The sequence below is a fragment of the Embleya sp. NPDC001921 genome, from assembly GCF_053594475.1.
Window position 1 is genome coordinate 51,981 of record NZ_JBSFEO010000037.1, and the last position, 26,275, is coordinate 78,255.

Consider the following 26,275-nt stretch of genomic DNA (forward strand, 5'->3'; position numbering starts at 1 on the left):
ATCGACGGCTGCTGAAAGGGTGGACATGCACGACGACGAGGCGGATTCGCCCGCTCCGCACGATTCGGGGGAACTGCGCGATCGCAGCGAGATCCGGGATGTGGCGCAGACCTACGCACACGGCGCGGATCGCCGCAGGCCCGACCTCGTCGCCTCGATGTTCACCCCCGAGGGCCGCCTGGTGATCCACCGCGACCCCGGATCCACCGAGCCGCCGGCGGTACGCACCGGCCGGGCCGAGATCGCCAAGGCGCTGACGAGCCTGGACCGATACCTGGCCACCACCCACCTGATCGCCAATCAGCTCGTCGCCTTCGAACCGGGCGGCGATCGGGCGAACGCCGAGACGTACTGCATGGCGCACCACATCTACGAGTCGTGCGGAGTACGCCGCGACCGGGTGATGTCGATCCGCTACCTCGACACGTTCGCGCGCACCGACGAGGGCTGGCGCATCGAGACCCGCACGCTGCACTGCGACTGGGTCGAGGACCGGCCGCTGACGGCATGAGCACGGGCACCAAGGGGGCCGCGCGCACACCGACCAAGCGCCACGGCCCGACGATGATCCTGGTCGCCCTGTCCTTCGCCGCGACCACGATGGCGGTCATGCAGACCGTGGTCTCGCCGATCCTGCCGCAATTGCAGAACCGTCTCGGCGTCTCCAGCTCGGCCATCGCGTGGGTGCTCACCGGCAACCTGCTCGCCGCCGCGGTGGCCACCCCGCTGCTGGGCCGGCTCGGCGACCTGCGCGGTCGCAAACGTTTCCTGCTGTTCGCGCTCGCGGCGGTCGCGGTCGGCTCGGTGCTGGCCGCGTGCACCACGTCCTACGTGATGCTGATCGCCGGCCGGGTACTCCAGGGCATGGGCGGCGGCGTGGTCCCGCTCGCGCTGAGCGTGGTGCGCGACGAGTTCCCCAAGGAGCGCTCGGCAAGCAGCATCGCCACCATCGGCGCCACGATCAGCGTCGGCGCCACGTTCGGCTCGGTGATGACCGGCCTGATCGCCGACCGCTGGGACTACCACCTGCTGTTCTGGCTCTCCGCGCTGGTGGCGGCGCTGTCCATGCTGATGGTGTGGCGGGTGGTGCCGGACACCGCCGAACGGCGCCAGGGGCACGTCGACCTGATCGGCGCGCTGACCCTGTCCGCGTGGCTGGCCGCGCTGCTGGCCGCGGTGAGCATGGGCAGCCGGTCCGGGTGGGGCGACCCGCTGGTGCTCGGCGGTCTGATCCTGGCCGCGGTGATGTTCGCCGCGTGGATCGCCTGGGCGCTGCACCATCCCGAACCCCTGGTCGACCTGCGGGTGATGGCCCGCCGGCCGGTACTGCTGGCCAACCTGTCCGGGGTGTTCACCGGCATGGCGATGTACGGCTCCTCGCTGCTGTTCCCGCCGTTCATCCAGGCGCCGTCGGCGCTCGGCTACGGCTTCGGCAAGTCGGTGCTGATCGCGGGCCTGATCATGCTCCCGGGCACGATCGGCAACCTGGCCGCGGCGCCGGTGGCGGCCCGGATGACCAATCGCTACGGCCCCAAGCCCGCCCTGGTGCTCGGACCGCTGCTCAGCGGCGCGGCGTTCGCCCTGCTGCTGCCGCTGCACGGGCACTGGTGGGCCTTCTCGATGGTCGGTGTGCTGTTCGGCTTCGGCCTCGGGCTCGCGTTCTCCGCGATGCCCGCGCTGATCAACGACAACGTGCCCGCGGACATGACCGGCGTGGCCAACGGGATGAACGCGGTACTGCGCACGGTGGGCGGGGCAACCGGTACGGCCGTGCTCGGCGCGATCCTGAGCGCGACGCTGGTCGACTCGGGCACCGCGCGCGCGGCGGGCGTGGCGCAGGCGCCGGAGCTGACCGGCTACCTGATCTGCTTCGGCATGCTGGGCACCGGCTGCCTGCTCGCGGCGCTGCTCGCGTGGTCGATCCCGGCCACGCACCGAACCGGGCGGCCGGTTCGGGTGGTTCCCGAGCCCGACCGTGTGCGGGCCGCCCGATAGGGAACACTGCCCGGATGATCGACAACGAACGGGACACGGCCCTGGCCGAGGCGATCGCGCTGCGCGAGGCGGGCTCGGTGGAGGAGGCACGGGCGCGGCTGGTACCGCTGGTCGAGCGGCATCCGGGCGACGCGCAGGTCGCCTACCAGGCGGCCTGGGCACACGACGTGCTCGGCCTGGAACGCGAGGCCGTGCCGTTCTACGAATGGGCCCTGATCGGGGACGGCCTGCCGGCCGAGGACCGCCTGGGCGCGTTCCTGGGCCTGGGCAGCACGTACCGTGCGTTCGGCGCGCACGACAAGGCGGTGGCGATCCTGCAGCGGGGCCTCACCGAATTCCCCGACGACCCGGGCCTGACCACGTTCCTGGCCATGGCCCTCTACAACGCCGGCGACCCCAAGACCGCGGTCGAATCCCTCCTCCACGTCATCGCCACCACCAGCACCCACCCCCACCTGACCCCCTACCGCAAAGCCCTCACCCTCTACGCAACCGACCTGGACGCCACCCACCCCTGAACAACCCGCCACCCCAAGCCAACCCCCCTCAGCCCGTCCGGCGTTTGAGGACAACGCCGGACCAGACCCACCCCACCCCCTCGGCCGAAACCGACCCTCTCAGCCCGTCCGGCGTTTGAGGACAACGCGGGACCGGGCCGATTCCAGCCCGTCCGGCGTTTGAGGACAACAGCGTCAACAACCCACCAACGCCGACAACGTCGCAGAGCCACCCGGATCCCCCGCGGTAGCCGAAGGCACAAGGACGACCTCGTCCACCCCCGCCGCCCGATACGCCGCGATCCGCGAGCGCGCGTGCGCCACCGACCCCAGCAACCCCACCACCGACACCGCCGCCTCCGGAATCGCCGCCAGCAATTCCCGCGGATGCGGCCCCGTCCGCGCGTACGCGACCAACTCCCCGAAGCCCGCACGCGCGAACATCTCGCCATACCCGGGTGCGGCCAGATACCCCACCAGCCCGCGCCGCAGTTGCTCCGCCCCCTCGACCGCGCCCGACCCCACCGCCGCGCACACCCACGCGGCGACCTTGGGCCGCGGCCGCCCGGCCTCCTTCGCGGCTCGCGACAGGGAGGCGATCAGCTCAGCCGCGGTCTCCGGCGAGACCAGGTTCAACACCAGCCGATCCGCGTACCGCGCCGCCGTCCGGATCGCCGCAGGCCCGAACGCGGCCACGGTCAGGCCCGACCCGCCCGGCGGCGGCAACCGCAGCCGGTAGCCGTCGGAGCGGACCACCTCCCCCTGCCCATCCGACCGAACCCCGTCCAGCAGCTCCCGGGTCTGCCGGGCCGATTCGGCCAGCGCGATGCCCGCCCGGGCCCGCGAGCGCCCATGCCATCGCTCCACCACGACCGTGGAAGAGGTGCCCAGCGCCACCGTCACCCGCCGCCCGGTCAGCGCCCGAACCGAGGCCGCCCCCATCGCGATCGTCGCCGGATCGCGCACGGTGACCGCCAACGGCCCCACGGTCAGCGGGATCCGCCCGGTGCCCCCGGCCACCGCGGTGGCCAGCGCGAACGCGTCATAGGTGGCCATCTCACCGATCCACAGTTCGACGTAGCCGAGTTCGTCGGCCAGCCGCGCCGTCGTCAGCGCCTCCTCCGCCGGCCGGTCCTGCCACAACCCGAGCGAGACCGACAGCCCCGGCCCGTGGGGTCGCACGTCCTCGCTCACGGCATCCTCTCCAACACCACGGCCGCCCCCGGTCCCGCCGCGTCGGTCCACAGCGGCCCGCGATCCGCGAACCTCGGCACCCGGGAGGAGGATTCGACCCCACCTGCGATCACCAGGTCGGCCTGTCCGGCCCGGACCAGCGCCGCGGCCGAGGCGACCGCGTCGATCCCGGACGCGTGGAACCGGTTGATCATCCGGCCCGGAACGCCGTCCGGCCGGCCCAGCGTGAGCACGGCCGTACGCGCCGGGTTGGCGCCCTGCTCGTCCACCTGCCCCGCGCAGCCCAGCACCACGTCGTCCACCCGCGCCGGATCCACTCCGGTACGCGCCACCAGCGCCGCCGGCACGTGCTCGACCAGAGCCCGCGCGGGCAGCCCGGCCGGCCCGCCGCGCGGCGTGCGCACCGAGTCGAGGACGTACACCTCGCCGCTCACTCGTCCGCCCCCCGGCCCACGACCGTGGTCACGATCGTCGTGAAGGAACCGCCCACATTGACCGTCAACGCCGTACGCGCGTCCTCGACCTGGATCGGCCCGGCCCGACCGGTCACCTGCCGCGCCGCGTCGAGCACCATCCGCACACCGGTCGCGCCCACCGGATGCCCCAGACCCAGCAGTCCACCGCCCGGATTGACCGGCAATCGCCCGCCCGGCCCGAACACCCCGTCGACAACCAGACGACCCGCCTGACCCGGACCGCACACGCCCAGGTGTTCGAGAGCCACCAGGCCGGTGATGGTGAAGCAGTCGTGCAGTTCGGCCACGTGCACCTCGGCGGCCCCGCGCAGCCCGGCCCGCCGATAGGCGTCCGCGACCGCGCCGGCCAAGTGCGGGAACATCACCGCCTCTTCGGCCCGATCCAGCTTGGCGGCCAGGGACAACGTGTCGGTGCGATGCCCGAAGCCGCGTACGCAGGCCAACTCCGCCGGATCGAGCCCGTGTTCGGCGGCCCAGGCGGGGGAGGCCAGGACCAGTGCGGCGGCGCCGTCGGTGATCCGGCCGCAGTCGGTACGCCGCAGTCGACCGGCGACCGTCGGATTGGCCGTGTCGTCGGCGGTGAAGGCCGCCGCCGGGAAGTCCCAGTCCCGGGCCTGCGCGAGCGGGTTGCGCGCGGCGTTCGCGAACGCGCCCGCCGCGAACGCGCCCAGGTATGCGGGGTCCAGGCCGTATCGGGCGTCGTAGGCGTCGGCTATCTCGGCGAACAGCGCCGGCCACGGGAACCGCGCGTGCGACGCCTCGTGTCCGGCCCACGCGGCCGTACCCAGATGGGCCGCGCCCTCGTCCGCGGGCACATTGCGCATCAGCTCGACACCGACCACGAGCGCGAGGTCGTAGTGCCCCGCCCCGAGGTCGGCGCCGGCCGCGAGCACCGCGCAACTCCCGGACGCGCACGCCGCCTCGTGCCGCATGCTCGGCCGGCCCGCCAACTCGGGTACGGCGGTCACCATCAGGCCGCCCAGGTGCGCCTGCCCGGCGAACAGTTCGCCCGCCAGGTTGCCCACGTGCACGACCTCGATCGCGTCCAAATCCACCTTCGCGTCCGCCGCCGCGGCCAGGACGACCTCACGCATCGGGTCGACCAAGCCCAGGCCCTCCTTGGACCAGTTGCGGGCGAAGTCGGTCTGCGCGCCGCCGAGGATGTAGAGAGGGGTCAAGGTCACGAGTCGGCTCCTTCCGGATGGTCCTCCACCGGAGCCGCGGACGAGCCGGGCCCCGATGCCGAACCGGCGCCCGCCGCCGACGCCGGACCGGCCCCGAAGTCGACGAAGCGCGTGCGCAGTTCGGCCTTGCGCACCTTGCCGACCGGGTTGCGCGGCAGTGCCTCTACCAGTTCGAGCCGCTCGGGCAGCTTGTACACCGCGATGTGACGTTCCCTCAGGAACGCGCCCAGTTCGGCCAGGGACGGTGTGCGCTCGCCCGGCGCGACCACCACGACCGCGCAGGCGCGTTCGCCCATCACCGGGTCGGGCACCGCGACGATCGCGACCTCGGCGACCGCCGGATGCGCGCTCAGATGGTTCTCCACCTCGGCCGCGGAGATGTTCATCCCACCGCGCACCACGATGTCCTTGGCCCGGTCGATGTAGCGCAGCCGGCACGGATCCCCCGACGCGTCGGCCGCGTACGCGAACATGTCCCCGGTCCGAAACCAGCCGTCGTCGTCGAACGCCTCCCGCCGCGCCCGCGGATCGCGCGTGACGTACCCGGCGAACACCCCCGGTCCCTGGAGCCGCAGCTCCCCCGGTACACCCACCTCGGTGATCTCGACCTCGGTGGCCGGATCCACCAACCGGCTGCGCAGGCCGTGCGAGGCACGGTTGGACCAGGTGTGGTCGGGCGAGCCGAAGCGCGGGAAGTAGTGCGCGCGATCGCGGTGGTCCGGCACGCTGCTCGGATCCGCCGCCAGGCTCGCGCCCTCGTTGGAGCCGAAGTAGTTGATCACCTCGATGCCGAACCGCTCGGCCCAGCCGACCGTCATCTCCTCGGTCAGCGGCGCCGATCCCGAACCCACCACGCGCAGCGACGCGAACACCCCGTCCGGCAGGGTGTCCTGGCGCAACAGCATCGCCAACAGCGCGGGCGGCACCACCGTGTAGGTGACCCGCTCGGCGGCCAGTTGGCCCAGGAACACGCCCGCGTCGAACGGGTGGTGCTGCACCAGGACGGCACCGGTGATCAACCACGGCAGGAACATCCCGGCGATGCCCGCCATGTTGACCATCGGGAACGGATTGAGCAGCACGTCCGCGCCGGTCAGCGAGGCGGCGTCGACACTGCCCAGCGCCATCGGCGTCCAGTCGTCGGCGCAGCGCGGAACCCCCTTGGGCATGGCCTCGGTTCCCGACGTCCAGCAGATCGTCACACAGTCGCCGGAGTCGCTCTCCAGACCCGCCAGGTAGCGACCGAGCGCCAGTGTCGAGACCTTGGCGCACGCGGCGTCGAGCGCGGTTACGCCCTCGGGGACGTCGTCGCCGAAGGCCAGTACCGCACGCGTGCCGGACAGCGGAAGTCCCCCGATCACCCGCGCCGCGGGCCACGAGGCCGCCCGGGTGGCGGTGACGAACACCCGGACATCGGCCGGCCCGGCCAACTCCGTCAGTTCGTACTCGCGGTACTGCACCGGGAACGGCGTCGCGATCGCGCCGAGCCGGGTGATCGCCAGGTAGACGGCGGCGAGTTCGACCGAGTTGGGCAGGAGCACGCCCACCACGGTGTCGCGCGCCACCCCGTGATCGAGCAGTACGGCGGCCAACGTATCCACGTATGAGTCGAGTTCGGCCCAGGTCAGCCGCTTGGGCGGGCCGTCCATCGACGCGATGCGGTTGGGCGGGTCGACGATCGCGGTGCGGTCCGGGTGTTCGGCCACCCGATCGCGGAACATCCGGTCCCAGGTCGGGCCGCCCCACCACGGCGCGTAGCGCGCGGCTTGCTCGGCGGTGTGCAGTCTCATCCCCGGCCTCCGAGTTGATCGGCGCGCACCCAGGTGGCGTGGAAGCCGACCGGCACCCGGACCGGGAGCAGGATCCGGCACACCGGCCCGGCCGCCAGGTCGGCGGCGTCCAGAACCACCACCTCCGAGCGGTTCTCGCGTTCGTCGGTCACGAACGACACCAGGTAGCCGTCGTCCTCGCCGGTGCCCCCGTCGCGCGGGGCGAACGGCGCCTCGGATCCCCAACGCCCGGCACCGAAGCGGTGGTCCTGGCGTTCGCCGGTGTGCAGGTCGTAGCGCACGATGCCGTCGAAGAGCAGGGTGTCCTCGCGCGCGATGTGCACGTTGTAGGCGAAGCGGTTGCGCCGGCCCACCATCCGCGAGTCGATGGAGGGGAACTCGGTGTTGTCCTCGTCGCGCGGCCCCTCGACGGTGCGTCCGGTGGTCAAGTCGAGACGGTAGCGCCACAGTTGGGCGTCCAGGCGCAGGTAAGCGAGCATCCGGGCGAGCGGGTGGGAGATCCTCGGCTGGTGCTGCGGGTCCTTGACCCGGCACACGTCCAACACGATTTCGCCGCCCTCCTCCCAGGAGTTGACGACGTGGTAGATGTACCCGGGCGCGGCCTCGAACCAGCGCACCCGGGAACCGTCGCCGTACCGGGGCAGGACCGCGAATCGGGACGGCAACGATCGCTCGAAGTGCAGCTTGTACCGGCCCTGTCGACGCGCCTCCTGGTCCTGGATCAGCGGCAGATCCATCAGGATCGCGTGGTTCTCGGTGATCGCCATGTCGTGCGGCAGGCGCGGGCCGGGCAGGTCGATGTGCGTGGTGTGCGCGACCCTTCCGTCCGCGCCCACCACGCCGTAGCGCAGGTAGGGCGGTTCGGGTCCGTAGTCGAACCAGAACAGTTCACCGGTGGCCTCGTCCACCTTGGGATGCGCCATGAAGTCGCCGGTGAGGGTGCCCAGGAAGGTCTCGGGACCCAGCGTCGCCAGCGACAGCGGATCCAGCGCGCGCGGCGTACCGCACAGATACCAACTCGCCAGCAGCCTGCCGGCGAAGAACGTGACGTCGGTGTTCGCGGAGTCCTTCAGGCCCAGGCCGTGTCCGTTGCCGAACGGATTGCCCTTGGGATCCTCCATCACGCCCGTCCACAACCCGCGTCCGGCCCCGCTCTCCGCCTCGAACGCCTCGGTGCGCACCCAGCGGTTCGCGTACCGCGCCCGGCCGTTCTCGAAGTGCACCGCGTGCACCATGCCGTCGCCGTCGAACCAGTGGTGCCGGCCGGTCGCCGGGAACCGGCGGTTCGGGCCGTTGCGCACGTACACCCCGTTGAGATCGGCCGGAATCGAACCGATCACTTCCAGATCGTCTGCGGAAATCTCATCCACGACCGGCGCGTACACGCCGAGCAGATAGGGATTCTCCTCACCGTCTTCGACCGGCTCGAGCACTACGCGGGCTTCGTCGTTCATGGCCACTCCGAGGTCGATGGAGACTCGCCGGCAGGGAACCAGGTATGTCGGGAGGCTAACCCGCGGCGTCGAGTACTTCTAGAGTGGAAGTAACCGGATCAGGCACTTCCCACTCGTATGGAGGGCTCGCCACGACCGGGGGAAAGACCGAAGGAATACTTCGCCCATGGAGACTGCCCCCGCCCCGACCCCCGCCCACACCTCACTGGGGCACGGCCTGCTGGTGATGGGCGACCTGTGGAACCTGCTGATCGTGCGGGCGGCACTGGCCGGTCCGGTGCGATACGGCGACCTCAAGTCGGCGCTGGCCATCTCCGACCCGGTCCTCACCCGGCGACTGCGCGACCTGCTGGCCGACGGCGTACTGGCCGCGACCGGACCACGCCGGGAATACCGGCTGACCGACGCGGGCCGGGACCTGTGGCCGGCGTTCGTGGCGATCAACGCGTGGGACCGGCGCTGGGCACCCACCTCGCCGCTCCGGGTCCGGGCCCGCCCCCGACACCTGACCTGTGGAAACGGCTTCGATCCGATCTTCGGCTGCGGCGCGTGCGGGGCGATCGGCGTGAGCGCGCGCGACACCGCCGCGGTCCGTGACCCCGCCGTCCCGGCCGAGGCCACCAATCCCAGGCGGCGCTACCACCGCTCGGCCGCGGCGACCGGCGAGCACTCCCCGATCGCCGCGGCCGCCGTCCTGGCCGATCGCACCTCCACCGCGATCCTGGCCGCCGCGTTCCTGGGCGTGCACCGCTTCGGCGACTTCCAACGCCTCGTGCACGACACCGCCCCGCACACCCTGACCACCCGATTGGGCCTACTCACCGACGAGGGCATCCTGACCCGGGTACCGCTGCAGGAGGGCGCACGCCGCACCGGCTACCGGCTGACCCCCAAGGGCCACGACTTCTTCCCCACCTTCGCCTTCCTGATCGCCTGGTCTGAACAACGCTTCAGCGCCGACGGCCTGGCCGGCGTCCGGATCACCCACGTCACCTGCGGCGACCCGCTCCGCCCCCGCTGGACCTGCAACGCGTGCAACGCCGAACTGTCCGCCGAATCGGTCGACCCGGGCACCTCCTGACCTCTCGACCCCGCTCCGCCACGCATGCGCCGCACGGTCGACGCGCCTGGCGGGTGGTGGGCTGAGGGAGTCCCCTTGATTGCCCGGATTTCGGTTGCCCGAGCCGAATCGGGACCGCCATGGTTTACCGGTGCCGCCGGTAAACGACGCGGTACGGAAAAGGGGCATCCTCATGACCGATCGGATCGGGTCGTTCGGCGCACGCACGCCATTCGCGGTGATCGTGGCCGTGTCCGCCACGTTCCTGCTGGTCGGAGCCTGCGACGGGAACGACAGGAAGACGGCGCACGTCGGCACCTCGAGCACGGGTACGGCTTCCGCGTCCACCTCCTTCACGCCGCGCACGGCGCCGGCCACGTACCCCGTCTCGACCCGCGGCACGACGAGCCAGTCGCCGTCCGCCACGAGCCGGAGCACGCGGACCGCCGAGACATCGGCGACGCCGGAGAGCACGAAGACCGCGTACGACAAGGGCGAGTGCCTCAGCGGCAGCATCACCACCGGCAGCAGCCAGGAGGAGCTGACCTCGGTCCGCTGCTCCGACCCCAAGGCCAACTTCAAGGTCCTGCGCGTGTTCCCGTACACGATGGCCGGCCGCCCGTGCGACAACGTGAGCGGCGCGGACTACACGTACTCCAGCTACTGGACCCGCAACGGAGTCCCGACCTACGGCAGCACGTACTGCCTCTCCGAGATCGGCTGAGACCGGTGGCCCCGGCTCGATGGCCGCATCGGGCCGGGAACGGCCGCCACCCGGCCGCGATACGACGACCAAAGTCGATGCCCGCGTCGACCCCCGGCCACTGCCGGACCCGCCGAACCACTGCCTACGCTGAGATGTGATCAAGACCCGAGCGCGCCGAACCGACCCGGCACCGGAGCCGAAACCCCCCGCGCCGGCCGCGACCCGCCGCGCCCGGACCCGCCGCGAATGGGCCGCCGACCTCGGTTACGCCCTGGGCGCCTTCGTGCTCGGCTCGATGATCCTCGTCACCGCGCTCCACGAGGACGACAAGGCGCCGAACGTATGGGTCGAGGCCGTCCTCGGCGGCATCATGTTCGCGGGCATGCTGCTGTTCCGCCGGGCTCAGCCGACCCGACTCGCCGTGGTGTGGGTGACCGTCGGCTTCTTCTCGGCCGCCGTCACCGGCTCGGGCCCGGTCGTGCTGCTCAACCTGGCGATCCACCGGCCCTGGCGGACCAGCGTCTCGGTCGCCGGGTTCCAGGTCGCGCTGATCGCGGGCACGTTCTGGGTCGGCGCCGACTCCGCGCGCGCCTACTGGACCTCCGTCCTGGCGATGCTCCTGCTGATCACCACCTCCGTGGTCACCGGCATGCTCATCCGATCCCAGCGGCAGTTGACCGCGAGCTGGCGCGAGCGCGCCCGGCAGGCCGAGGAGGGCCAGCGGCTGCGCGTGGAGGAGGCCCGCCATCTCGAACGCGAGCGACTCGCCCGGGAGATGCACGACGTGCTCGCGCACCGGATCTCGCTGCTGGCGATCCACGCCGGCGCCCTGGAATACCGGGCCGGCGCGGCACCGGAGGAGGCCCGCGCCGCCGAGGTCATCCGCCAGTGCGCGTTCGAGGCCCTGGAGGACCTGCGCGAGGTCATCGGCGTACTGCGCGCCCATCCGGACGAGACTGACGGCGACGCAGACGGCGACGGCGACGGCGACGAACCCGAGCGCCCGCAGCCGGTGCTCGGCGACCTGCCCGCGCTGATCGAGGAGTCCCGGCAGGCGGGCGCGACCGTGCACCTCGACCTGGCCGAACTGCCGACGGTGTCGGGGCGCACCGGGCGGCACGCCTACCGGATCGTCCAGGAGGGCCTGACCAACGCCCGCAAGCACGCTCCCGGCGCCCACGTACGCGTGCTGGTCGCGCCCGCTCCCGAGGACGGCCTCGCGATCGAGGTGGTCAACCGGCTGCCGCGCGGTCACGCCGGCAGCGGCATCCCCGGCGCGGGAGCCGGGCTGATCGGGCTGCGCGAGCGGGTGGCGCTGATCGGCGGCCGACTCGAGCACGGTCGCACCGGTGACGGTGACTTCCGGCTCCGGGTCTGGCTACCGTTGGCCAAGTGACTACTGCCGACGGCTGCGTACGGGTCCTGGTCGTCGACGACGACGCCCTCGTCCGCGCCGGACTCTCGATGATGCTCTCCGGGCTGCCCGACGTGCGCGTGGTGGCGGAGGTGTCCGACGGCGCCGACGTCCTGGTCGCGGTCGACGAACACCGGCCGGACGTGGTGCTGATGGACATCCGGATGCCCCGGGTGGACGGACTGGCCGCCACCGCGACGCTGCGGGCCAGGCCGGAGGCGCCCGAGGTGATCGTGATGACCACCTTCGACACCGACGACCACATCCTCAAGGCGATGCGCGCGGGCGCGAGCGGTTTCCTGCTCAAACACACTCCGCCACCGGACATCATCGAGGCCATCCGCCGGGTCGCGGGCGGCGAGCCGATGCTCTCACCCGACGTGATGCGCCGGATGATGTCGTACGTCGCGGCAGCCGGCGTCGATCCGCGCCGAACCCGGGCCCGGGCCGCCCTCGACCGACTCAGCGAGGGTGAACGCGCGGTGGCCGCACTCGTGGGCAAGGGCCGCACCAACGCCGAGATCGGCAGGGAACTGTCCATCAGCATCGCGACCGTCAAGGCGTACGTCTCCCGGCTGCTGACCAAACTCGACCTCAACAACCGGGTGCAGATCGCCCTGTTGGTCCACGACGCCTCCGATTCCTGAGCCGGCCACGACTGTCGATCCTCGCACCCGAGTCCTTGGTCGCGGCGGATATAGACCAAGGCCGCGGATCCTGGCCCCTCGGCCGCTGCGCACGACCACCCGGCGCGACCACGCTGGAGCCATGATCACAGTCGAGCACCTCACCAAGCGCTACGGGGAGCATGTCGCCGTCGAAGACGTCTCGTTCCGCTGCGAGCCCGGCACCGTGACCGGGTTCCTCGGGCCCAACGGAGCGGGCAAGTCCACCACGATGCGGATGATCTGCGGCCTCACCCCACCCACCCGGGGCAGCTCCACCATCCAGGGCGTGCCCTACCGGCAACTGGGCAATCCCGGGCGCCACGTCGGCGTGCTGCTCGACGCGGCGGCCCAGCACGCGGGCCGCAGTGGGCGCGAGACGTTGGCGCTGTGTGCCCGTGTGCTGGACGTGGACCGGGCTCGCGTCGAGGAACTCCTGACCCTGGTCGGCCTGTCCGGCCAGGCGGCCAAGCGTCGCGTCGGCGGCTACTCGTTCGGGATGCGCCAACGGCTGGGCGTCGCACAGGCGCTGCTGGGCGACCCGGCCGTGCTCATCCTGGACGAGCCCACCAGCGGCCTCGACCCCGAAGGCGTCTACCAAATGCGCACGCTTCTGCGCGACTTCGCCGACCGGGGCGGCACCGTGCTGTTGTCGTCGCACCAACTGCGCGAGATCGAGGCGGTGGCCGACCGGATCGTGATGATCGCCAAGGGCCGAGTCGTGGCCGACGGCGCGAAGGACGACCTGCTCACCACATCCGGCGGCACCCGCGTCGTCGGCCTCGACCCGGTCGCCCTGCGCACCGCCCTGGTCGCGGCAGCGCTGCCGCATCGCCCGGCCGACCCGGCCGGCGCCTACCTGGTGGACGCCCCCGCCGAGGCGGTCGGACGAGCCGCCGCGCACGCGGGGGTGGTTCTGGTGGACCTGCGGCCCGCCGAACACGAAGGACTCGAAGAGATGTTCCTGAGCCTGATCGGCTCCGTGCCCCAGGAGATCGGGTCATGACCGTCGCCGCCCCCACGCTCGGCCGACTGACCGAGGTCGAACTGCGCAAGATGACCGACACCCGTGCGGGCAGATGGCTGTTGGGCGTGGTCGGGCTCGCCGCCGTGGCCCTGGTGATCGTGAACCTGACCGCCGCACCGCGCGAGGACCGAACCTGGCAGGAGTTCCTCAGCTCCTCCCAGGCGGGCGTCGCCGTGCTCTTCCCGGTGATCGGCATCCTCGCGGTGACCGGCGAATGGTCCCAGCGCACGGCCCTGACCACCTTCGCCCTCGTGCCGGACCGCCGCCGGGTGCTGGCCGCGAAGCTCGCGGCGGGAGGAGTGTTGTGCGTGATCGGGCTCGTGGTGGGCCTAATGTGCGCGACGCTCGGGCGCCTGGTCGCCACGATCACCGATCGCGGCGCGGGCACCTGGTCCATACCGCCCTCGGTGATCGCGTCGACACTGCTCGCCGCGATCCTCGGCATCACCATCGGCCTGGCGTTCGGCACGGCGTTGTTGAACGCGCCGCTCGCCATCGTGGCCTATTTCATGATCCCGAGCCTGTTGGGCATCCTCTCGAGCCTCGTTTCCGCCATGGAGTCCACCAACCGCTGGATCAACCCGGGTTTGGTCCTGGAACCCCTCTACGCCACCGGCATCACCGGCACCGAGTGGGCCAGAGTCGGCACCACGATGGCCATCTGGCTGGTGCTGCCGCTGCTGTTCGGCACGATTCGGGTCATCCGCACGGAGGTGCACTGACCCCGTACCACCTGTTTCAGGTCGGCGTGCCCGGGAGCACGTCCCGGTATCGGCCGGGTACGCCGACCCGATGCAATTGCGCGGTGTCGTCGGTTCGTTGCCTCAGAGGCCCGTTATCGGTGACCGCTGTTCCGGCGTCCCCCGGATCGCTATCCGGAGCCGGGGAACAGCGTGACGAACGCGTCCGATGCCGCCGTCATGCCTCGACCGAAGGGGGCGTCCAGATCCCAGATCAGGAACAACAGGAAGGCGATCAGCGCGCTGAACAACCCGGCCACGATCAACTCCGGCGCCGATCTGCGGATCTGCAGCGTGAAGATCATGCCCACGGTGACCATGGCCCCGATGATCAGGCCGAACCACACCAGTCCCGGCATCGACGAGCCGGCCTGTCCGCCCCGCGCCTGCCGCGCGTCGTCCGCGATCGCGACCTGGTCCAGGATCGGTTGGTACATCTGCATTTCCTGGTCGCCCTGCGGCACGTAGTCGGTGGCGCCGTGCCGGATCGTGTCGAACAACTTCGAGCCCCGGTCGGACAACTCGCCGTGGTCGGCCATATAGGCCCATTCCTTCCGGACCACGTACTTCACGTAGGCGTCGACATCCGCCCGCAGGCGATCACGCACCGGCTCCGGATAGACCCGAACCCGCTCACTGACCTCGTGCAACGCCTGCGCCTCGCGCCGGACCTCGTCCTCGGCGGCGCTCCGCCCCTCCCACACGCCGGCGATCGCGAGACCGAGCACGATCGCGTAGACGACGCCGATCATCATCGTCATGTATTCGAGCACGTCCGGGGTGGCCGACGGGTCGTCGTCGTCCGGCAACCGGCGCTGCTTGAGCACGACGACCGCCAGGACGACCGTGCACACCGCGACCATCGCGAGTGCCAGTACAACCCAATGCGTCATGGGTGACCTCCGGATCGAGGAGTGCGATGTGGCCGGGTGGAGTGGTGCGAGGGACGCGGGTGGAAGTCCCCGGGGAGCCCACCGCGCCCGGCGGGAAGCCGAAACGGCGGTCCGCACCACGAACGCGGGAGCGTCCGCCGCAACAAGCGGGAATCGGGTACGGCCGGCGCGGCCCGGCCGTCTCGGGCGAAACGAGTCGACTCAGCCGGATCCGCCGCTCGACCCGCGCGCACCCGCTCGCCCTCGGGGCTTGAGCGCGGCGCCGGCCAGGATCGCCGGCGCGGTGATCAGCAGCGTCGTCGTGACGATCGACGTCCCACGCGCCGGCGGTGCCGCCGCGGGAGGCCGGAGCACCGGCCGCCGGACCGCGATCGGTTGCAGCGGCGGCGGGGTCACCACCGGAGGAGTGGTCGGCGGCGGAGTGGGCGGCGGGCTGGGGGGCTTCGAGAGGGGCGGGGTCGGCCGCGGCGGAGTCGGCTTGGGCACGACGACCGCCACCGGCGTGGACCGCACCTCGGGCGGCACAGTGGTCCGCACCGGCGTGGGCTTCGGCGGCGGCGTGGTCGCGGGCGGCGGTGTGGGCTTGGGCTTCGTGGGTGTCGGCGACGGTTTGGGCGTCGGCCGACACGAGCCGTCCCGCACCAGCCGGAAGTCGACGGTGAGCCCGATCCCATGGGTCGGCGGCCCGGTCGCCGCGGTCACATCGACTTTGACCACCGCTCCGGGCGAACGACCGATCGAGACACACACATCCACGTTCGTGCCCGGCGCGTGGCCACTCCCGCTGCCCGTCCCCGCCCACGCCACACCGGCCGGAGCAGCCAGCAAGGCCCCCGCCCCGACCACGCACCCCCACCGGCGCGCCCGACCCCATGCGCTCATGAGATCGATCTTCCGGCACAAGCGTCAGCTTTAGCCCGAATCACCTCCAGATTCACTCGTAAGGGTCATAGGGCTGCCAAATGTGGCCATCCTCGGCCGAGTTGACCAGCAACCGGTGGGTACGCTCGAAGATTGCTCTCGCGCGGCCGGCCCGCACGCCGGGCGAGGCCCCCGCCTCGCCTCGCCCCGCCCATCGGTTCAGTGCGTGCGCGCCCCCGCCAACCACGTCCCCAGCACCGCGATCCGCCGCAGCGCCATCGGGTCGACCACGCGCGGATCCGCGCTCAGCCACACCAGATCGGCCGCACCGCCCACCTCCAACACCCGCCGGTCGTCCGCGAACGCCTGATGCGCGACCCCGCCCGTGTAGGCGTCCAACGCCTGATCCACCGTCAACCGCTCGCGCGGCGTCCAGCCCTGGCTCGGCGTGCCCTCGAACGTCCGTCGGGTGACCGCGACTTGGATGCCCTCCAACGGCCGATGCGAACTCACCGGCCAGTCGCTGCCGAACGACACCGGTGCGCCCGAGTCGACCAGGCCGCGCATCGGATACTGCCGATCACCGCGCTCCGGACCCACCCGGGGAAGAGACAACTCGGTCTGCAACGGGTCGAGTTGGGCCCACAGCGGCTCGAAGTTGGCGATCACCCCGAGCCGTGCGAACCGATCCAGGTCGGCCGGGTCGACGATTTGCACGTGTGCGATCACCGGCCGCCGATCCCACGTCGGGTTGGCCGACGCGGCGGCCTCGATCGCGTCCAGCGCGGTCCGTACGCCCGCGTCGCCGATCGCGTGGATGTGCACCTGGAACCCGTCCGCGTCGAACGCGGTGATCGCCTCGGCCAGCGCGGCCGGCGGCCATACCGGCATCCCGCAACTGTGCGGCGCGTCGCAATAGGGTTCGAGCATCGCGGCGGTACCGCCCTCGATCACGCCGTCCGCGAAGAACTTCACCGTGCGCGCGGACAACAACGGCCCGCCCTCCGCCGCCACCGACGCCCGCGCGGCGACGAACTCGGCACGCTGGTCCCGCCACCGGTCCGGGTCGGCGCGGAAGGCCAGATTGGCCCGGAAGGCCAACGCACCGCGCCGCGCCGCCTCGACGTACGCCGGCACCATCTCCGGTTCCACCCAGGCGTCCTGAACCCACGTCAGTCCCGCGCTCGCGTACGCCGCACCGGCCACCCGCAAAGCGTCGACCAGTTCGTCCAGCGGTCGTCCCGGCACCCGGTCGAGCACCAGATCGCACGCGTGCCATTCGCGCAGCGTGCCCAGCGCCGAGCCGTCCGGGCGACGGACGATCCAGCCGAGCCGAGGGTCGGGGGTGGCGGCGGTGACCCCGGCCCGGCGCAGCGCCTCGGTGTTGCACCACACGGTGTGATAGTCGTACGCCCGCAACACCACGGGTCGGTCGGCCACCGCCGCGTCCAGCCAGCGGGCGTCGAACTCGCCGTCGGGGACCAGGGTCGGGTCGTAACTCGCGCCGACGATCCACTCCTCGTCCGGGTGTTCGGCCGCCCAGCGCCCGACCTCGGCGGCGATGGCCTCGACGCTGCCCAGGCCCTTGACCTGCGGCCCGAAGTGTTCGAGACCGCCGAATAGGGGGTGGGCGTGTCCGTCACCGAAAGCCGGCAGCAGCAGGCCCGCACCCAGTTCGACGACCTCGTCGGCGTCCAGCGCGAGCGCGGCCGCCCCGAGCGCGACGACCCGGCCGTCGCGTACGGCGAGCGCGTCGGTGTCGCCCGTGCCGGTGCGGACGGCGCCCCGGAACAGGGTGGTGGTCATGGTGCTCACTCCGTAGATCAAGGTGATTCGGTTCCGCTCGGGTGTCTCGGCCGATACGGATCCCACCACTGCACGGGCCGGATCCGCTCGACCGTCTCGGTCGAGGAGTCGAAAGTCGAAGTATCGAAGTATCGAAGTATCGAAGTATCGAAGGTCGAGGTGTCGAGGGATCGGAGAACCGGGCCGTCGGCGAGGCGGTCGGCGCCGAGGCGGCGTTCACGGTCGGCCCGGACGCGCTCGTGCGCGGGTGGCGGGCACGGCGGGCGAAATCGTCCGGCGACCCTGCGTGAACTCGGGCCCCGGCCCACTCGGACATATCAGGTAAGCCTAGCCTTCTCCAGTGAATGTCCTCCCGACGCGGGGTCACGCGACCAAGCGCCGAGCCCTCTACCTGGTCTCGGTCCTGTTCGTGCTGGCCGCCGCCTGTCTGCTCAGCCTCGCCGTGGGCAGTCGAGCCATCGCGCCGAGCATCGTCCTGGACGCGCTCGTGCACGGCGGCGACTCCACGGACGCGATCGTGGTCAACTCCATGCGCGTGCCGCGTACCGTGGTCGCGCTCCTGGTCGGCGCGTCGCTCGGCATCGCCGGCGCCTGCATGCAGGGGCTGACCCGCAACCCGATCGCCGAGCCCGGCATCCTGGGCATCAGCACCGGCGCGGCCACCGGCGTGGTGACCGCGATCGCGGTGTTCGGCGTGACCAGCCTGACCGGATACGTGTGGTTCGGCTTCGCCGGCGCGCTGTGCACGGGGGTGCTCGTGTACGCGGTCGCGGCGCGTGGGCGCGGCGGCGCCACCCCGGTCAAGCTCGCGCTGTCCGGGCAGGCCCTGGCGGCCACCCTCGGCGCGGTGATCACCCTGGTGCTGACCACCGACCAGGGCACGCTGGACCAGTACCGGTTCTGGCTGGTCGGCTCGCTGTCCGGGCGCACCGACGACGTGGCTTGGCAGATGTTGCCGTTCGTCGCCGCGGGCATGCTGTTGATGGCCTCCGTCGCGCGCGGCCTGGACGCGCTCGCGCTGGGGGACGACGTGGCCAAGGGGCTGGGCCACAAGGTGAATCGCATCCGGATCATCGGCGGCCTGGGCGCGACCGTGCTGACCGGCGTCGCGGTGGCCGCGACCGGCCCGATCTCCTTCGTCGGGTTGGCCGTCCCGCACGCCGCGCGGGCCCTGGTGGGCACCGACCACCGCTGGGTGCTGACCATGTCGGCACTGCTCGCGCCGATCCTGTTGCTGGTCGCCGACGTGCTGGGCCGGATCATCTTCCCGCCCGCCGAGGTCGAGGTGGGGGCGATGACCGCGCTGATCGGCGTACCGATCCTGGTCGCGCTGGTGCGCCGCAAGCCGGTGGTGTCCGGATGAGCTACCGCCCGTACGGCCATGTCCTGGTCCGTCGCCCGCGCTTCTCGTTCCTGCTGCACCGCCGCTCCACGGTGGTCGCGAGCGTGCTGGCCGTGCTGCTCGCGGCCGCCTTCCTGCTCAGCCTGTGCGTGGGCGTGCGGTTCATCCCGCCCGGCGACGTGCTCGAGGTGGTGTTCGGCGTCGACGAGAGCATCGTCGTCGAGACGCTGCGGCTACCGCGCACGACGGCCGGGCTGCTGGTCGGGCTGTCCTTCGGCATCGCCGGCGCGCTGATCCAGACCGTGGCGCGCAACCCGCTGGCCAGTCCCGATGTCATCGGCGTCTCGCACGGGGCGGCGGCGGCCGTGGTGTTCGGCCTGGTCTTCGGTTTCGGCGGGCCCACCGCGACCCCGCTCACCGCGGTCGCGGGCGGCACCGTCGCGGCCTTCCTGGTCTACGTGCTGGCCTGGCGCCGGGGCCTGAACGCGCAGCGCTTCGTGCTGATCGGCGTCGGCATCTCGGTGGCGCTGTACTCGGTTACCAACCTGCTGCTCACCAAGGCCGACATCACCTTGGCCCAGCAGGCCAAGGTGTGGATGTCGGGCAGCCTGAACGGGCGTGGCTGGTCCCAGGCCGAGCCGCTGTTCTGGGTACTGCTCGCGCTCACCCCGGCGATCGTGTGGGCGGCGCGGGCCTCCCGCTCGGCCGGCTTCGACGACGACACCGCGATCGCCCTGGGCGTGCGGCTCGGCCGGATCCGGCTCGGCCTGGTCGTGGTCGGCGTGTTGCTCGCGTCGGTGGCCACGGGGGCCGCCGGTCCGGTGGACTTCGTCGCCCTGGTGGCGCCCCAACTGGCCCGCCGACTGACCCGAACCCCACAGGTGCCGCTGGTGTGTTCGGCGCTGCTCGGTGCGCTGATCGTGGTCCTCGCGGACATCGGCGCGCGGATGCTGATCCCCGACGCCGAGTTGCCGGTGGGCGTGCTCACCGCCGCCGTCGGCGGCCCGTACCTGTTGTGGATGTTGACCCGTTCCCGTGCCGGAGGCGCCTCATGACCACCCATCAGCTCGGCGCGCGCGATCTGACGCTCGGTTACGAGGACCGGATCGTGGTGCGCGACCTCGATCTGGACGTACCGGCCGGGAAGGTCACCGTGGTGGTCGGCCCGAACGCGTGCGGCAAGTCGACCCTGTTGCGCTCGCTGGGCCGGCTGCTCAAGCCGGTCTCGGGCAGCGTGCTGCTCGACGGCGCGGCGCTGCGCGACCTGCCCACCCGCGAGATCGCCCGGCGGATCGGCGTGTTGCCGCAGAGCCCGGTACCGCCCGAGGGCATCACCGTCGCCGACCTGATAGCGCGCGGCCGGCAGCCGTACCAGCGCTGGTGGCAGCAGTGGTCCGACGAGGACGAGGACGTGGTGGCGGACGCGATGCGGCGCACCGACGTGGTCGAACTCGCCGACCGCTACGTGGACGAGCTCTCCGGCGGCCAGCGGCAGCGGGTGTGGATCGCGATGGCGCTCGCCCAGGGCACCGGCATCCTGCTCCTGGACGAGCCGACCACCTTCCTGGACATCGCGCACCAGGTCGAAGTGCTCGACCTCGTGCGCGAGTTGAACGTCACCCGGGAGCGCACCGTGGTCGCGGTGCTGCACGACCTCAACCAGGCGTGCCGCTACGCGGACCACCTGATCGCGATGCGCGACGGCTCGATCGTCGCGCAGGGCACGCCCGCCGAGATCGTCACCGCCGATCTGGTGCGCGACGTCTTCGGACTCGACTGCGTGGTCATCCCGTGCCCGGTCACGGGCGCGCCGATGGTGGTTCCGGGACAACCGCGCAAGACGGGGTAGGCGCGGAGGACGGGTGGCAACCACGGTGTCGTCGCACATCCGTGGTCCGGCTTCCGACCGTCTCGTTCCCGTCGGTCTCCCGTTCCCGTCGGCCCCGTCCCCGTCACCTTCCGCGAGGAGCCTCCCGACCACGTGCTCAGCGGCCTGGAACGGTACTTGCCGAAGCGGGTCTGAGCGACGGGCTCCGCGGGCGAGCCTGTCGTCACGTGCGGCGGCGGTCGTCGTCCGTCGGTCGATCCGGCTGGTCTTCCGTCACTCGGTCCGGCCGTCGGTCCGGCCGTCGGTCCGGCTCACGCGATCGACTCGGTGTGCGGCGACCGCACCGGCCCGCCCGAACGTGCCCGTTCGCCGCTTTCGTCGGTGCCATTCGATCGTGCGGCCGAGACGGCCGAGACGCTCGGGTCGTTCAGTTCGGTCAGTTCGGTCAGTTCGGTCAATTGGGCCAGTGCCTCCGGGGCTCCGCGCATGTCGCGCATGCCGGGGAAGGCGTTGACGTCGATGATCGACGGGGTGCCGTCGACCTCCAGGATGTCGACGCCGTACACGTCCAGGCCGAAGGCGATGCCGACCCGGCGGGCGAGCGTGGACCAGCCGGTGGGGAGGTCCTCGGGCGCGATCGGCTTGGTTTCGGCGGGGCCGTCGAGCGCGGTACGACGCAGGCCGGCGAAGACGTGGCCGTCGACCACCCACAGTTTGTGGTCCCAGCCGCCGTTGTCGACGAACTCCTGGGCCACGATCGGCTCGTCGGGCCAGTCCCGGGCCAGCGCGCCCAGCGCGTCCGGGTCGTCGACCCGGGCGACCAGGTCGTGCCGGCGGCTGTGCCGGCTCTTGACCATGAGCGGGAACGCCGGGCCGGTCGCGAGCAGTCCGGCGGGAGAGGCGAACGCCGTGGTGTCCGGGAACGGCAGGTCGGCCGCCCAGGCGAGTTCGGCCATGCGTACCCGGTCCTGGCACGCCCGCGTGGCCGCCGCGGAGTTGAGCACCCGGGCGCCGTGCCGCTCGGCCCGCTCCGCGAACGCGAGCGCCTTCGCGGTACGGGCCTTGAGCAGATAGACGTCGGCGGTGATCGGGTGTCGGTCGGTGACGGTGTCCGGATCGAGCGCGACCACCTCATGACGACGTGTCAGCAAGGCTCGGGCGTCCGCCAGGAGAGGGTGGTCGGGCCGATCGGTGACAAGGCAGATCCGCACGTGTGCACGCGCCCCGTCAGCCGACGTACGCGGGCGGCGCGGCGTCGACGATCGGAGTCGTACCGGCGCGGGCGGGGGTGACCGCGGGCCGGACGCGCAGCGGCGTACGGACGACGCCGTTCGCGCCGACGCCCGTACCGGCCGCGGCACTCATTCCGGTGCCGCCGCCGCTCGCGAGGTCGAGCACGGCGCGGGCCACCCGGGCCACCCCGTCCGGCACGCAGCGGAAGCTCGGGAAGTCGTTGATGTCCACCACCATCGGCCCGTCCGGCCCCTCGATGATGTCCACGCCGAACAGGTCGAGCCCGAAGGCCGCGCCGATTCGGTGCATGAGCGCGGCCGTTCCGCTCGGCAGCGGTACCCGACTCTCGCGGACACGATGCTCCGGATGCAGCGGTGAGCGCCGCACGGTCGCGTGCAGTTCCCCCGAAATCGAGTACACCTTCAGGTCCTGGCCCGCATTGCGCACGTACACCTGGGCCAACAACGGTCCCTCACCCGCGAGTTCGCCGCCCAATCGGGCCAGTTCCGCGGGCGTGCGCACCAGGTGCACCGACCGCCCGGAACTGCCGTCGGCCGGCTTGACCACGAGCGGGTAGCGGTCGGCGGGAATCGAGGAGAGCAACTCGGGAACCGCGGCGAAATAGGTGACCGGCATCGGCAACCCGTGGGCGCGCGCGATCACCGCGGCCACCGCCTTGTCGCGCACCGATCGAATCGCGCGCGCGTCGTTGATCGTGGTCAGCCCGAGCGCCGCGGCGGCCTCCAACATGCTCAGCCCCGGACCGCCGGAAACCGTCTTGAGCACCCACGCGTCGTGCGAACCGGCCCGGATCAGGTCGGACAACTCGATCAACGAACTTCCGGGACGCACGATGTCGACGTGATGCCCCCACGCGTCGAGCTGTCGGACCACGTCGAGCGGCATGCCGTCGTGGCGGTAGTGCTCCTCAACGAGGAATGCCAGTTTCATCGATATCCCCCCGGGACGGCCGCCGTTCCCCCATCCGGCAGAACATTGACGGCACAGCATGCCACGCGCGCCGTGGACGACCGGCACACACCCCACCAAACTCCACGGGTGACCACCATCATGGGCCATTTGGGGGGTGATTCGTCATCAGTCAAGAGTAGAGAGGAATCGGGTGCTCCGCTCGGACGCCCGGCATAGAGCAGGTCAAGGCGTACGCGGGGGTGCGCCGAGGGGTACGCGGCGATGGGTCGGGCATGCGCGGCACGGGCGAGGCGGGGCGTTACGCGCCGGCCGGTTGTGCGCGGCATGGCCGAGGCCGGACTCGGCGGGGGAAGGCGCGTACGCGGTGGCGGCGGCCGTGCCCGGTGGACGAACGGCGACGGCCATTCTTCGGGCACGGGACGAGGGCGTCGGGAACGGGGACGGGGACGTCGGGAACGGGGACGGGCGCGTCAGGGAGCGGGACCGGGGCCGGGGCGGCGGGTCACGCCGAGCGTGGTCCCGGGTACCGGCCGTGGGTCGGTCCTGCGGGGAGACCGGACGCGCCGGTGACCGCGGTGACTCCGGCGATCCCGTCCAGCAGCCACGTGATCGCGTCGGTCGGCGCGCCGCGTACCGACGTCGGGACGTCGAACACCTCGGCCGCGTCGATCGCCGCGAGCGAGGCGCCGAGGGTGCCGATGTGCTCGCCGGCCGCGACCACCGCGGCCAGTTCGGGCAGTACCTGCACCTCCTCCACCCGCAGGTGCGCGTCGATCGTCTCCACCGCGGCCTCGACGGCGGCGGCCACCATCCACGCGCGCTCCGGGTCGCGGGCCAGGCTGTCGATCATCGCGGTGACCACGGTCAGGTCGTGGTCGATCCGGTGGTGGTCCGCCTCCAAGCGGTTGAGCAGCAACCGCAGTTCCGGACGGGCCACCCGCAACACCGGCCACAGGCACGCGTCCTCGTACTCGTGATGGGCCATCAGGATCCGGGCGAGCAGCCGCCATTGGGCCAGGACGTCGGCGACGGACACCCCCTCGTCGGTATGCGGCACCCGGATCCGCGCCGCCATCGGGGCGAGGTCGCGGCGCAGCGCGGTGTGTACGAGCCGAATCCCGGTGAAGCGCAGGAGCGGGGAGGAGGCGGCCTGGCCGGCGGCGGGCATGGGGCGGTTCCTTTTGCGGACGGCGACGGCGGGGGCCTCCGGCCGTCGCGGGGTGCGGCCGAGGCCGCGTGGACGCGTCAGTGTTACGCGCGTCAATCAACGTCCGATGCACATTCGATCAACGCCTGTCCGCGGGGTGCGGGGGACGGGAGGGGCGCGAACCGAGTCGGGCCCGCCCCGATCGGGCGGTCGGCAGTCGGCGGTCGAGCGGTGGAGCGGTGGAGCGGTCGGCGGTCGAGGGCGGTCCGGCGTTCAGACTTCCCGTGCCGGGTTCGTCAGGCCGGCCAGCAGCAACCGGCGGACGTTCTCGAAGGCTGCCTCGGTGCCCGGCGCGGCCCATTCGGCGGCGTGTACCGGGTCGTGGAAACGATCAGTGGCGTTGAAGATGGCCACCGCCGTGTCGTGCGGGTCGGTCGGCGCGAACGACCCGTCGGCGACACCGTCCGCGACCAGGCCGGCCAATTGCTCGATCAGGCCGTCGACGTGGCGGGTGATCTCGGCGCTGGCCTGGTTCGCGAGCTGCATGTAGGCCGCGAACAACTCCGGATCGGCGGACGCCTTGGCCCGCTTGGCCGTGAACAGCCCGACCAGCCATCCGGACAACCGCTCGGCGGCCGTACCCTCCGTGGCCGACACGGTCGCGAGCGTGTCGTGGGTCCGATCCAGCCATCTGCGGGTGACCGCCTCGCGCAACGCCTGCTTGCTCGGAAAGTGCCGGTACACACTGCCGTGGCTGACCCCCAGCGCCCGGGCCACGTCCACCACGGTCGCCTTGGCCGGGCCGAACCGCCGCAGGACGTCCTCGGCCGCACCGAGGATCTGCTCGGGGGTCAGCGGTTCGTCGGCCATGTGTCGTACCTCTTTCACTGCTCGCCGCGCCGCGCGCCGTACTGCCGGCGTCGCCGCGCATGCCCGCGCCCGCCGCGCACCGGCGCCCGGCGGGGTGGTCGGCTACTTCTCGCTGTCCAGGTGGGCCATCATCGGCGCAGCGTACCGGCCGCCGGCCGCCGCGCCGACGGGAACCGCCCGCTCGATGGACGCGAGGTCCTCGGTGGTCAGCACCACGTCCAGCGCGCCGAGCGCCTCACTCAGCCGGTCCCGGCGGCGCGCGCCGACCAGCGGAACGATGTCCTCGCCACGCGAGAGCACCCACGCGATGGCGATCTGCGCGACGCTCGCGCCCTTGGCCTCGGCGATCGTCCGCAGCGCGTCGACCAGGGCCAGGTTGTGGTCGAGGTTGTCGCCGGAGAAGCGCGGGCTCATCCCCCGGAAGTCGCCCGGCGCGACGGCCCGCTCGCGTGTCCAGTGGCCACTGATCAGTCCGCGTGAGAGCACGCCGTACGCGGTCACCCCGATGCCCAGCTCGCGGCACGTGTCCAGGATGTCGTTCTCGATCCCGCGCGAGATCAACGAGTACTCGATCTGCAAGTCGCTGATCGGGTGCACCGCGTGCGCCCGGCGGATGGTGTCGCTGCCGACCTCGGAGAGGCCGATGTGTCGCACGCGACCCGCCTTGACCTCATCGGCGATGGCGCCGATGGTCTCCTCGATGGGCGTGCTCGGGTCGACGCGCGCGAGGCGGTAGGTGTCGATGTGCTCGGTACCGAGCCGGACCAGGCTGTACGCGAGGAAGTTCTTCACCGCGCCGGGCCGCCCGTCGTCGCCGGACCAGCCGCCGTCGGCGTCGCGCAGCGCACCGAACTTGACACTGAGATGCACCGCGTCGCGATCCCGCCCGCGCAGTGCCTCGGCGATCAGCAGTTCGTTGTGGCCCATGCCGTAGAAGTCGCCGGTGTCGAGCAGTGTGACCCCCGCGTCGAGCGCGGCACGCACGGTCGCGATGCTCTCGGCCCGGTCGGCCGGCCCGTACAGCGCCGACATCCCCATGCATCCGAGGCCGAGCGCGGAGACGGTATCGCCGCTGCCCGGAGCACCCAGGTTCCGCTTGATCATGACATTTCCCTTCAAACTCTCGTCACCGGCGCCGCAGCGGTGCCGACTCCTCAAGC

The 26,275-nt window shown here is 71.8% G+C and carries 25 protein-coding genes; 12 read left to right on the plus strand and 13 right to left on the minus strand.

What is annotated here, in order from left to right; genetic code table 11:
- The first annotated feature begins 25 nt into the window (after positions 1 to 25).
- The 3 genes from ACWCPW_RS35160 to ACWCPW_RS35170 are packed head-to-tail and all read left to right on the plus strand — an operon-like array spanning position 26 to position 2,513.
- On the plus strand, positions 26 to 511 hold the full coding sequence (locus ACWCPW_RS35160; RefSeq protein WP_449765631.1) for a nuclear transport factor 2 family protein: 486 nt from the start codon (positions 26 to 28) through the stop codon (positions 509 to 511).
- Positions 508 to 1,995, plus strand: a complete 1,488-nt coding sequence (locus tag ACWCPW_RS35165) for an MFS transporter (RefSeq protein WP_449765632.1) — start codon at positions 508 to 510, stop codon at positions 1,993 to 1,995. The genes ACWCPW_RS35160 and ACWCPW_RS35165 overlap by 4 nt, the downstream gene beginning before the upstream one ends.
- Positions 1,996 to 2,009: 14 nt before the next feature.
- The gene (locus ACWCPW_RS35170) at positions 2,010 to 2,513 is read left to right on the plus strand and encodes a tetratricopeptide repeat protein (RefSeq protein WP_449765633.1); all 504 of its coding nucleotides are present in this window, start codon (positions 2,010 to 2,012) and stop codon (positions 2,511 to 2,513) included.
- Positions 2,514 to 2,687: 174 nt separating this feature from the next.
- Here the strand turns inward: ACWCPW_RS35170 and ACWCPW_RS35175 are convergent, their stop codons facing one another.
- Genes ACWCPW_RS35175 through ACWCPW_RS35195 form a run of 5 tightly spaced genes read right to left on the minus strand, consistent with a single transcriptional unit; the run spans position 2,688 to position 8,590 of the window.
- The gene (locus tag ACWCPW_RS35175; protein WP_449765634.1) at positions 2,688 to 3,686 is read right to left on the minus strand and encodes an LLM class F420-dependent oxidoreductase; all 999 of its coding nucleotides are present in this window, start codon (positions 3,684 to 3,686) and stop codon (positions 2,688 to 2,690) included.
- Positions 3,683 to 4,120, minus strand: coding sequence for a thiolase family protein (locus tag ACWCPW_RS35180; RefSeq protein ID WP_449765635.1), 438 nt, complete (start codon positions 4,118 to 4,120; stop codon positions 3,683 to 3,685). Before ACWCPW_RS35180 ends, ACWCPW_RS35175 begins: the two co-directional genes overlap by 4 nt.
- The gene (locus ACWCPW_RS35185; RefSeq protein WP_449765636.1) at positions 4,117 to 5,346 is read right to left on the minus strand and encodes an acetyl-CoA acetyltransferase; all 1,230 of its coding nucleotides are present in this window, start codon (positions 5,344 to 5,346) and stop codon (positions 4,117 to 4,119) included. The genes ACWCPW_RS35180 and ACWCPW_RS35185 overlap by 4 nt, the downstream gene beginning before the upstream one ends.
- Entirely contained in the window at positions 5,343 to 7,136 is a 1,794-nt protein-coding gene (locus ACWCPW_RS35190) for a class I adenylate-forming enzyme family protein (RefSeq protein ID WP_449765637.1), read from the minus strand. The genes ACWCPW_RS35185 and ACWCPW_RS35190 overlap by 4 nt, the downstream gene beginning before the upstream one ends.
- Entirely contained in the window at positions 7,133 to 8,590 is a 1,458-nt protein-coding gene (locus tag ACWCPW_RS35195) for a carotenoid oxygenase family protein (RefSeq protein ID WP_449765638.1), read from the minus strand. Before ACWCPW_RS35195 ends, ACWCPW_RS35190 begins: the two co-directional genes overlap by 4 nt.
- A 166-nt stretch (positions 8,591 to 8,756) precedes the next feature.
- Here ACWCPW_RS35195 and ACWCPW_RS35200 point away from each other — a divergent pair, with 166 nt between their 5' ends.
- From ACWCPW_RS35200 to ACWCPW_RS35225, 6 genes are all read left to right on the plus strand, one after another.
- On the plus strand, positions 8,757 to 9,671 hold the full coding sequence (locus tag ACWCPW_RS35200; RefSeq protein WP_449765639.1) for a winged helix-turn-helix transcriptional regulator: 915 nt from the start codon (positions 8,757 to 8,759) through the stop codon (positions 9,669 to 9,671).
- Positions 9,672 to 9,843: 172 nt separating this feature from the next.
- The gene (locus tag ACWCPW_RS35205; RefSeq protein ID WP_449765640.1) at positions 9,844 to 10,374 is read left to right on the plus strand and encodes an LppU/SCO3897 family protein; all 531 of its coding nucleotides are present in this window, start codon (positions 9,844 to 9,846) and stop codon (positions 10,372 to 10,374) included.
- Positions 10,375 to 10,510: 136 nt separating this feature from the next.
- Positions 10,511 to 11,752 (plus strand): sensor histidine kinase, encoded by a 1,242-nt coding sequence (locus tag ACWCPW_RS35210; protein WP_449765641.1) that lies wholly within the window; start codon positions 10,511 to 10,513, stop codon positions 11,750 to 11,752.
- Entirely contained in the window at positions 11,749 to 12,417 is a 669-nt protein-coding gene (locus ACWCPW_RS35215) for a response regulator (RefSeq protein ID WP_449765642.1), read from the plus strand. The genes ACWCPW_RS35210 and ACWCPW_RS35215 overlap by 4 nt, the downstream gene beginning before the upstream one ends.
- A gap of 121 nt (positions 12,418 to 12,538) precedes the next feature.
- The gene (locus tag ACWCPW_RS35220; RefSeq protein ID WP_449765643.1) at positions 12,539 to 13,441 is read left to right on the plus strand and encodes an ABC transporter ATP-binding protein; all 903 of its coding nucleotides are present in this window, start codon (positions 12,539 to 12,541) and stop codon (positions 13,439 to 13,441) included.
- On the plus strand, positions 13,438 to 14,184 hold the full coding sequence (locus ACWCPW_RS35225; protein ID WP_449765644.1) for an ABC transporter permease: 747 nt from the start codon (positions 13,438 to 13,440) through the stop codon (positions 14,182 to 14,184). The genes ACWCPW_RS35220 and ACWCPW_RS35225 overlap by 4 nt, the downstream gene beginning before the upstream one ends.
- A gap of 149 nt (positions 14,185 to 14,333) precedes the next feature.
- On the opposite strand, the gene ACWCPW_RS35230 is transcribed toward ACWCPW_RS35225, so the two are convergent.
- From ACWCPW_RS35230 to ACWCPW_RS35240, 3 genes are all read right to left on the minus strand, one after another.
- Complete coding sequence (locus ACWCPW_RS35230) at positions 14,334 to 15,095, minus strand: bestrophin-like domain (protein ID WP_449765645.1); 762 nt, start codon at positions 15,093 to 15,095, stop codon at positions 14,334 to 14,336.
- Between the two features lie 201 nt (positions 15,096 to 15,296).
- Positions 15,297 to 15,812: a hypothetical protein gene (locus ACWCPW_RS35235; protein WP_449765646.1), complete on the minus strand. Its 516-nt coding sequence runs from the start codon at positions 15,810 to 15,812 to the stop codon at positions 15,297 to 15,299.
- Between the two features lie 363 nt (positions 15,813 to 16,175).
- Positions 16,176 to 17,762, minus strand: a complete 1,587-nt coding sequence (locus ACWCPW_RS35240) for an amidohydrolase (RefSeq protein WP_449765647.1) — start codon at positions 17,760 to 17,762, stop codon at positions 16,176 to 16,178.
- A gap of 340 nt (positions 17,763 to 18,102) precedes the next feature.
- On the opposite strand from ACWCPW_RS35240, the gene ACWCPW_RS35245 reads away from it, so the two are divergent.
- Genes ACWCPW_RS35245 through ACWCPW_RS35255 form a run of 3 tightly spaced genes read left to right on the plus strand, consistent with a single transcriptional unit; the run spans position 18,103 to position 20,953 of the window.
- On the plus strand, positions 18,103 to 19,125 hold the full coding sequence (locus ACWCPW_RS35245) for a FecCD family ABC transporter permease (RefSeq protein ID WP_449765648.1): 1,023 nt from the start codon (positions 18,103 to 18,105) through the stop codon (positions 19,123 to 19,125).
- Positions 19,122 to 20,159 carry a FecCD family ABC transporter permease gene (locus ACWCPW_RS35250; RefSeq protein WP_449765649.1) on the plus strand — a complete coding sequence of 346 codons (1,038 nt, stop codon included), beginning with the start codon at positions 19,122 to 19,124 and terminating at the stop codon, positions 20,157 to 20,159. The genes ACWCPW_RS35245 and ACWCPW_RS35250 overlap by 4 nt, the downstream gene beginning before the upstream one ends.
- Positions 20,156 to 20,953, plus strand: coding sequence for an ABC transporter ATP-binding protein (locus tag ACWCPW_RS35255; RefSeq protein ID WP_449765650.1), 798 nt, complete (start codon positions 20,156 to 20,158; stop codon positions 20,951 to 20,953). Before ACWCPW_RS35250 ends, ACWCPW_RS35255 begins: the two co-directional genes overlap by 4 nt.
- A gap of 290 nt (positions 20,954 to 21,243) precedes the next feature.
- On the opposite strand, the gene ACWCPW_RS35260 is transcribed toward ACWCPW_RS35255, so the two are convergent.
- The 5 genes from ACWCPW_RS35260 to ACWCPW_RS35280 form a co-directional block, all read right to left on the minus strand.
- Positions 21,244 to 22,083 (minus strand): ATP-grasp domain-containing protein, encoded by an 840-nt coding sequence (locus ACWCPW_RS35260; RefSeq protein ID WP_449765651.1) that lies wholly within the window; start codon positions 22,081 to 22,083, stop codon positions 21,244 to 21,246.
- 76 nt (positions 22,084 to 22,159) lie between these two features.
- Positions 22,160 to 23,116, minus strand: a complete 957-nt coding sequence (locus ACWCPW_RS35265; RefSeq protein WP_449765652.1) for an ATP-grasp domain-containing protein — start codon at positions 23,114 to 23,116, stop codon at positions 22,160 to 22,162.
- Positions 23,117 to 23,600: 484 nt separating this feature from the next.
- The gene (locus ACWCPW_RS35270) at positions 23,601 to 24,266 is read right to left on the minus strand and encodes a hemerythrin domain-containing protein (RefSeq protein WP_449765653.1); all 666 of its coding nucleotides are present in this window, start codon (positions 24,264 to 24,266) and stop codon (positions 23,601 to 23,603) included.
- A 252-nt stretch (positions 24,267 to 24,518) separates the two neighbouring features.
- Positions 24,519 to 25,115 carry a TetR family transcriptional regulator gene (locus tag ACWCPW_RS35275; RefSeq protein WP_449765654.1) on the minus strand — a complete coding sequence of 199 codons (597 nt, stop codon included), beginning with the start codon at positions 25,113 to 25,115 and terminating at the stop codon, positions 24,519 to 24,521.
- 102 nt (positions 25,116 to 25,217) lie between these two features.
- A complete protein-coding gene (locus tag ACWCPW_RS35280) occupies positions 25,218 to 26,219 on the minus strand; it encodes an aldo/keto reductase (RefSeq protein ID WP_449765655.1) in 1,002 nt (333 codons plus the stop codon).
- Positions 26,220 to 26,275: the final 56 nt, after the last annotated feature.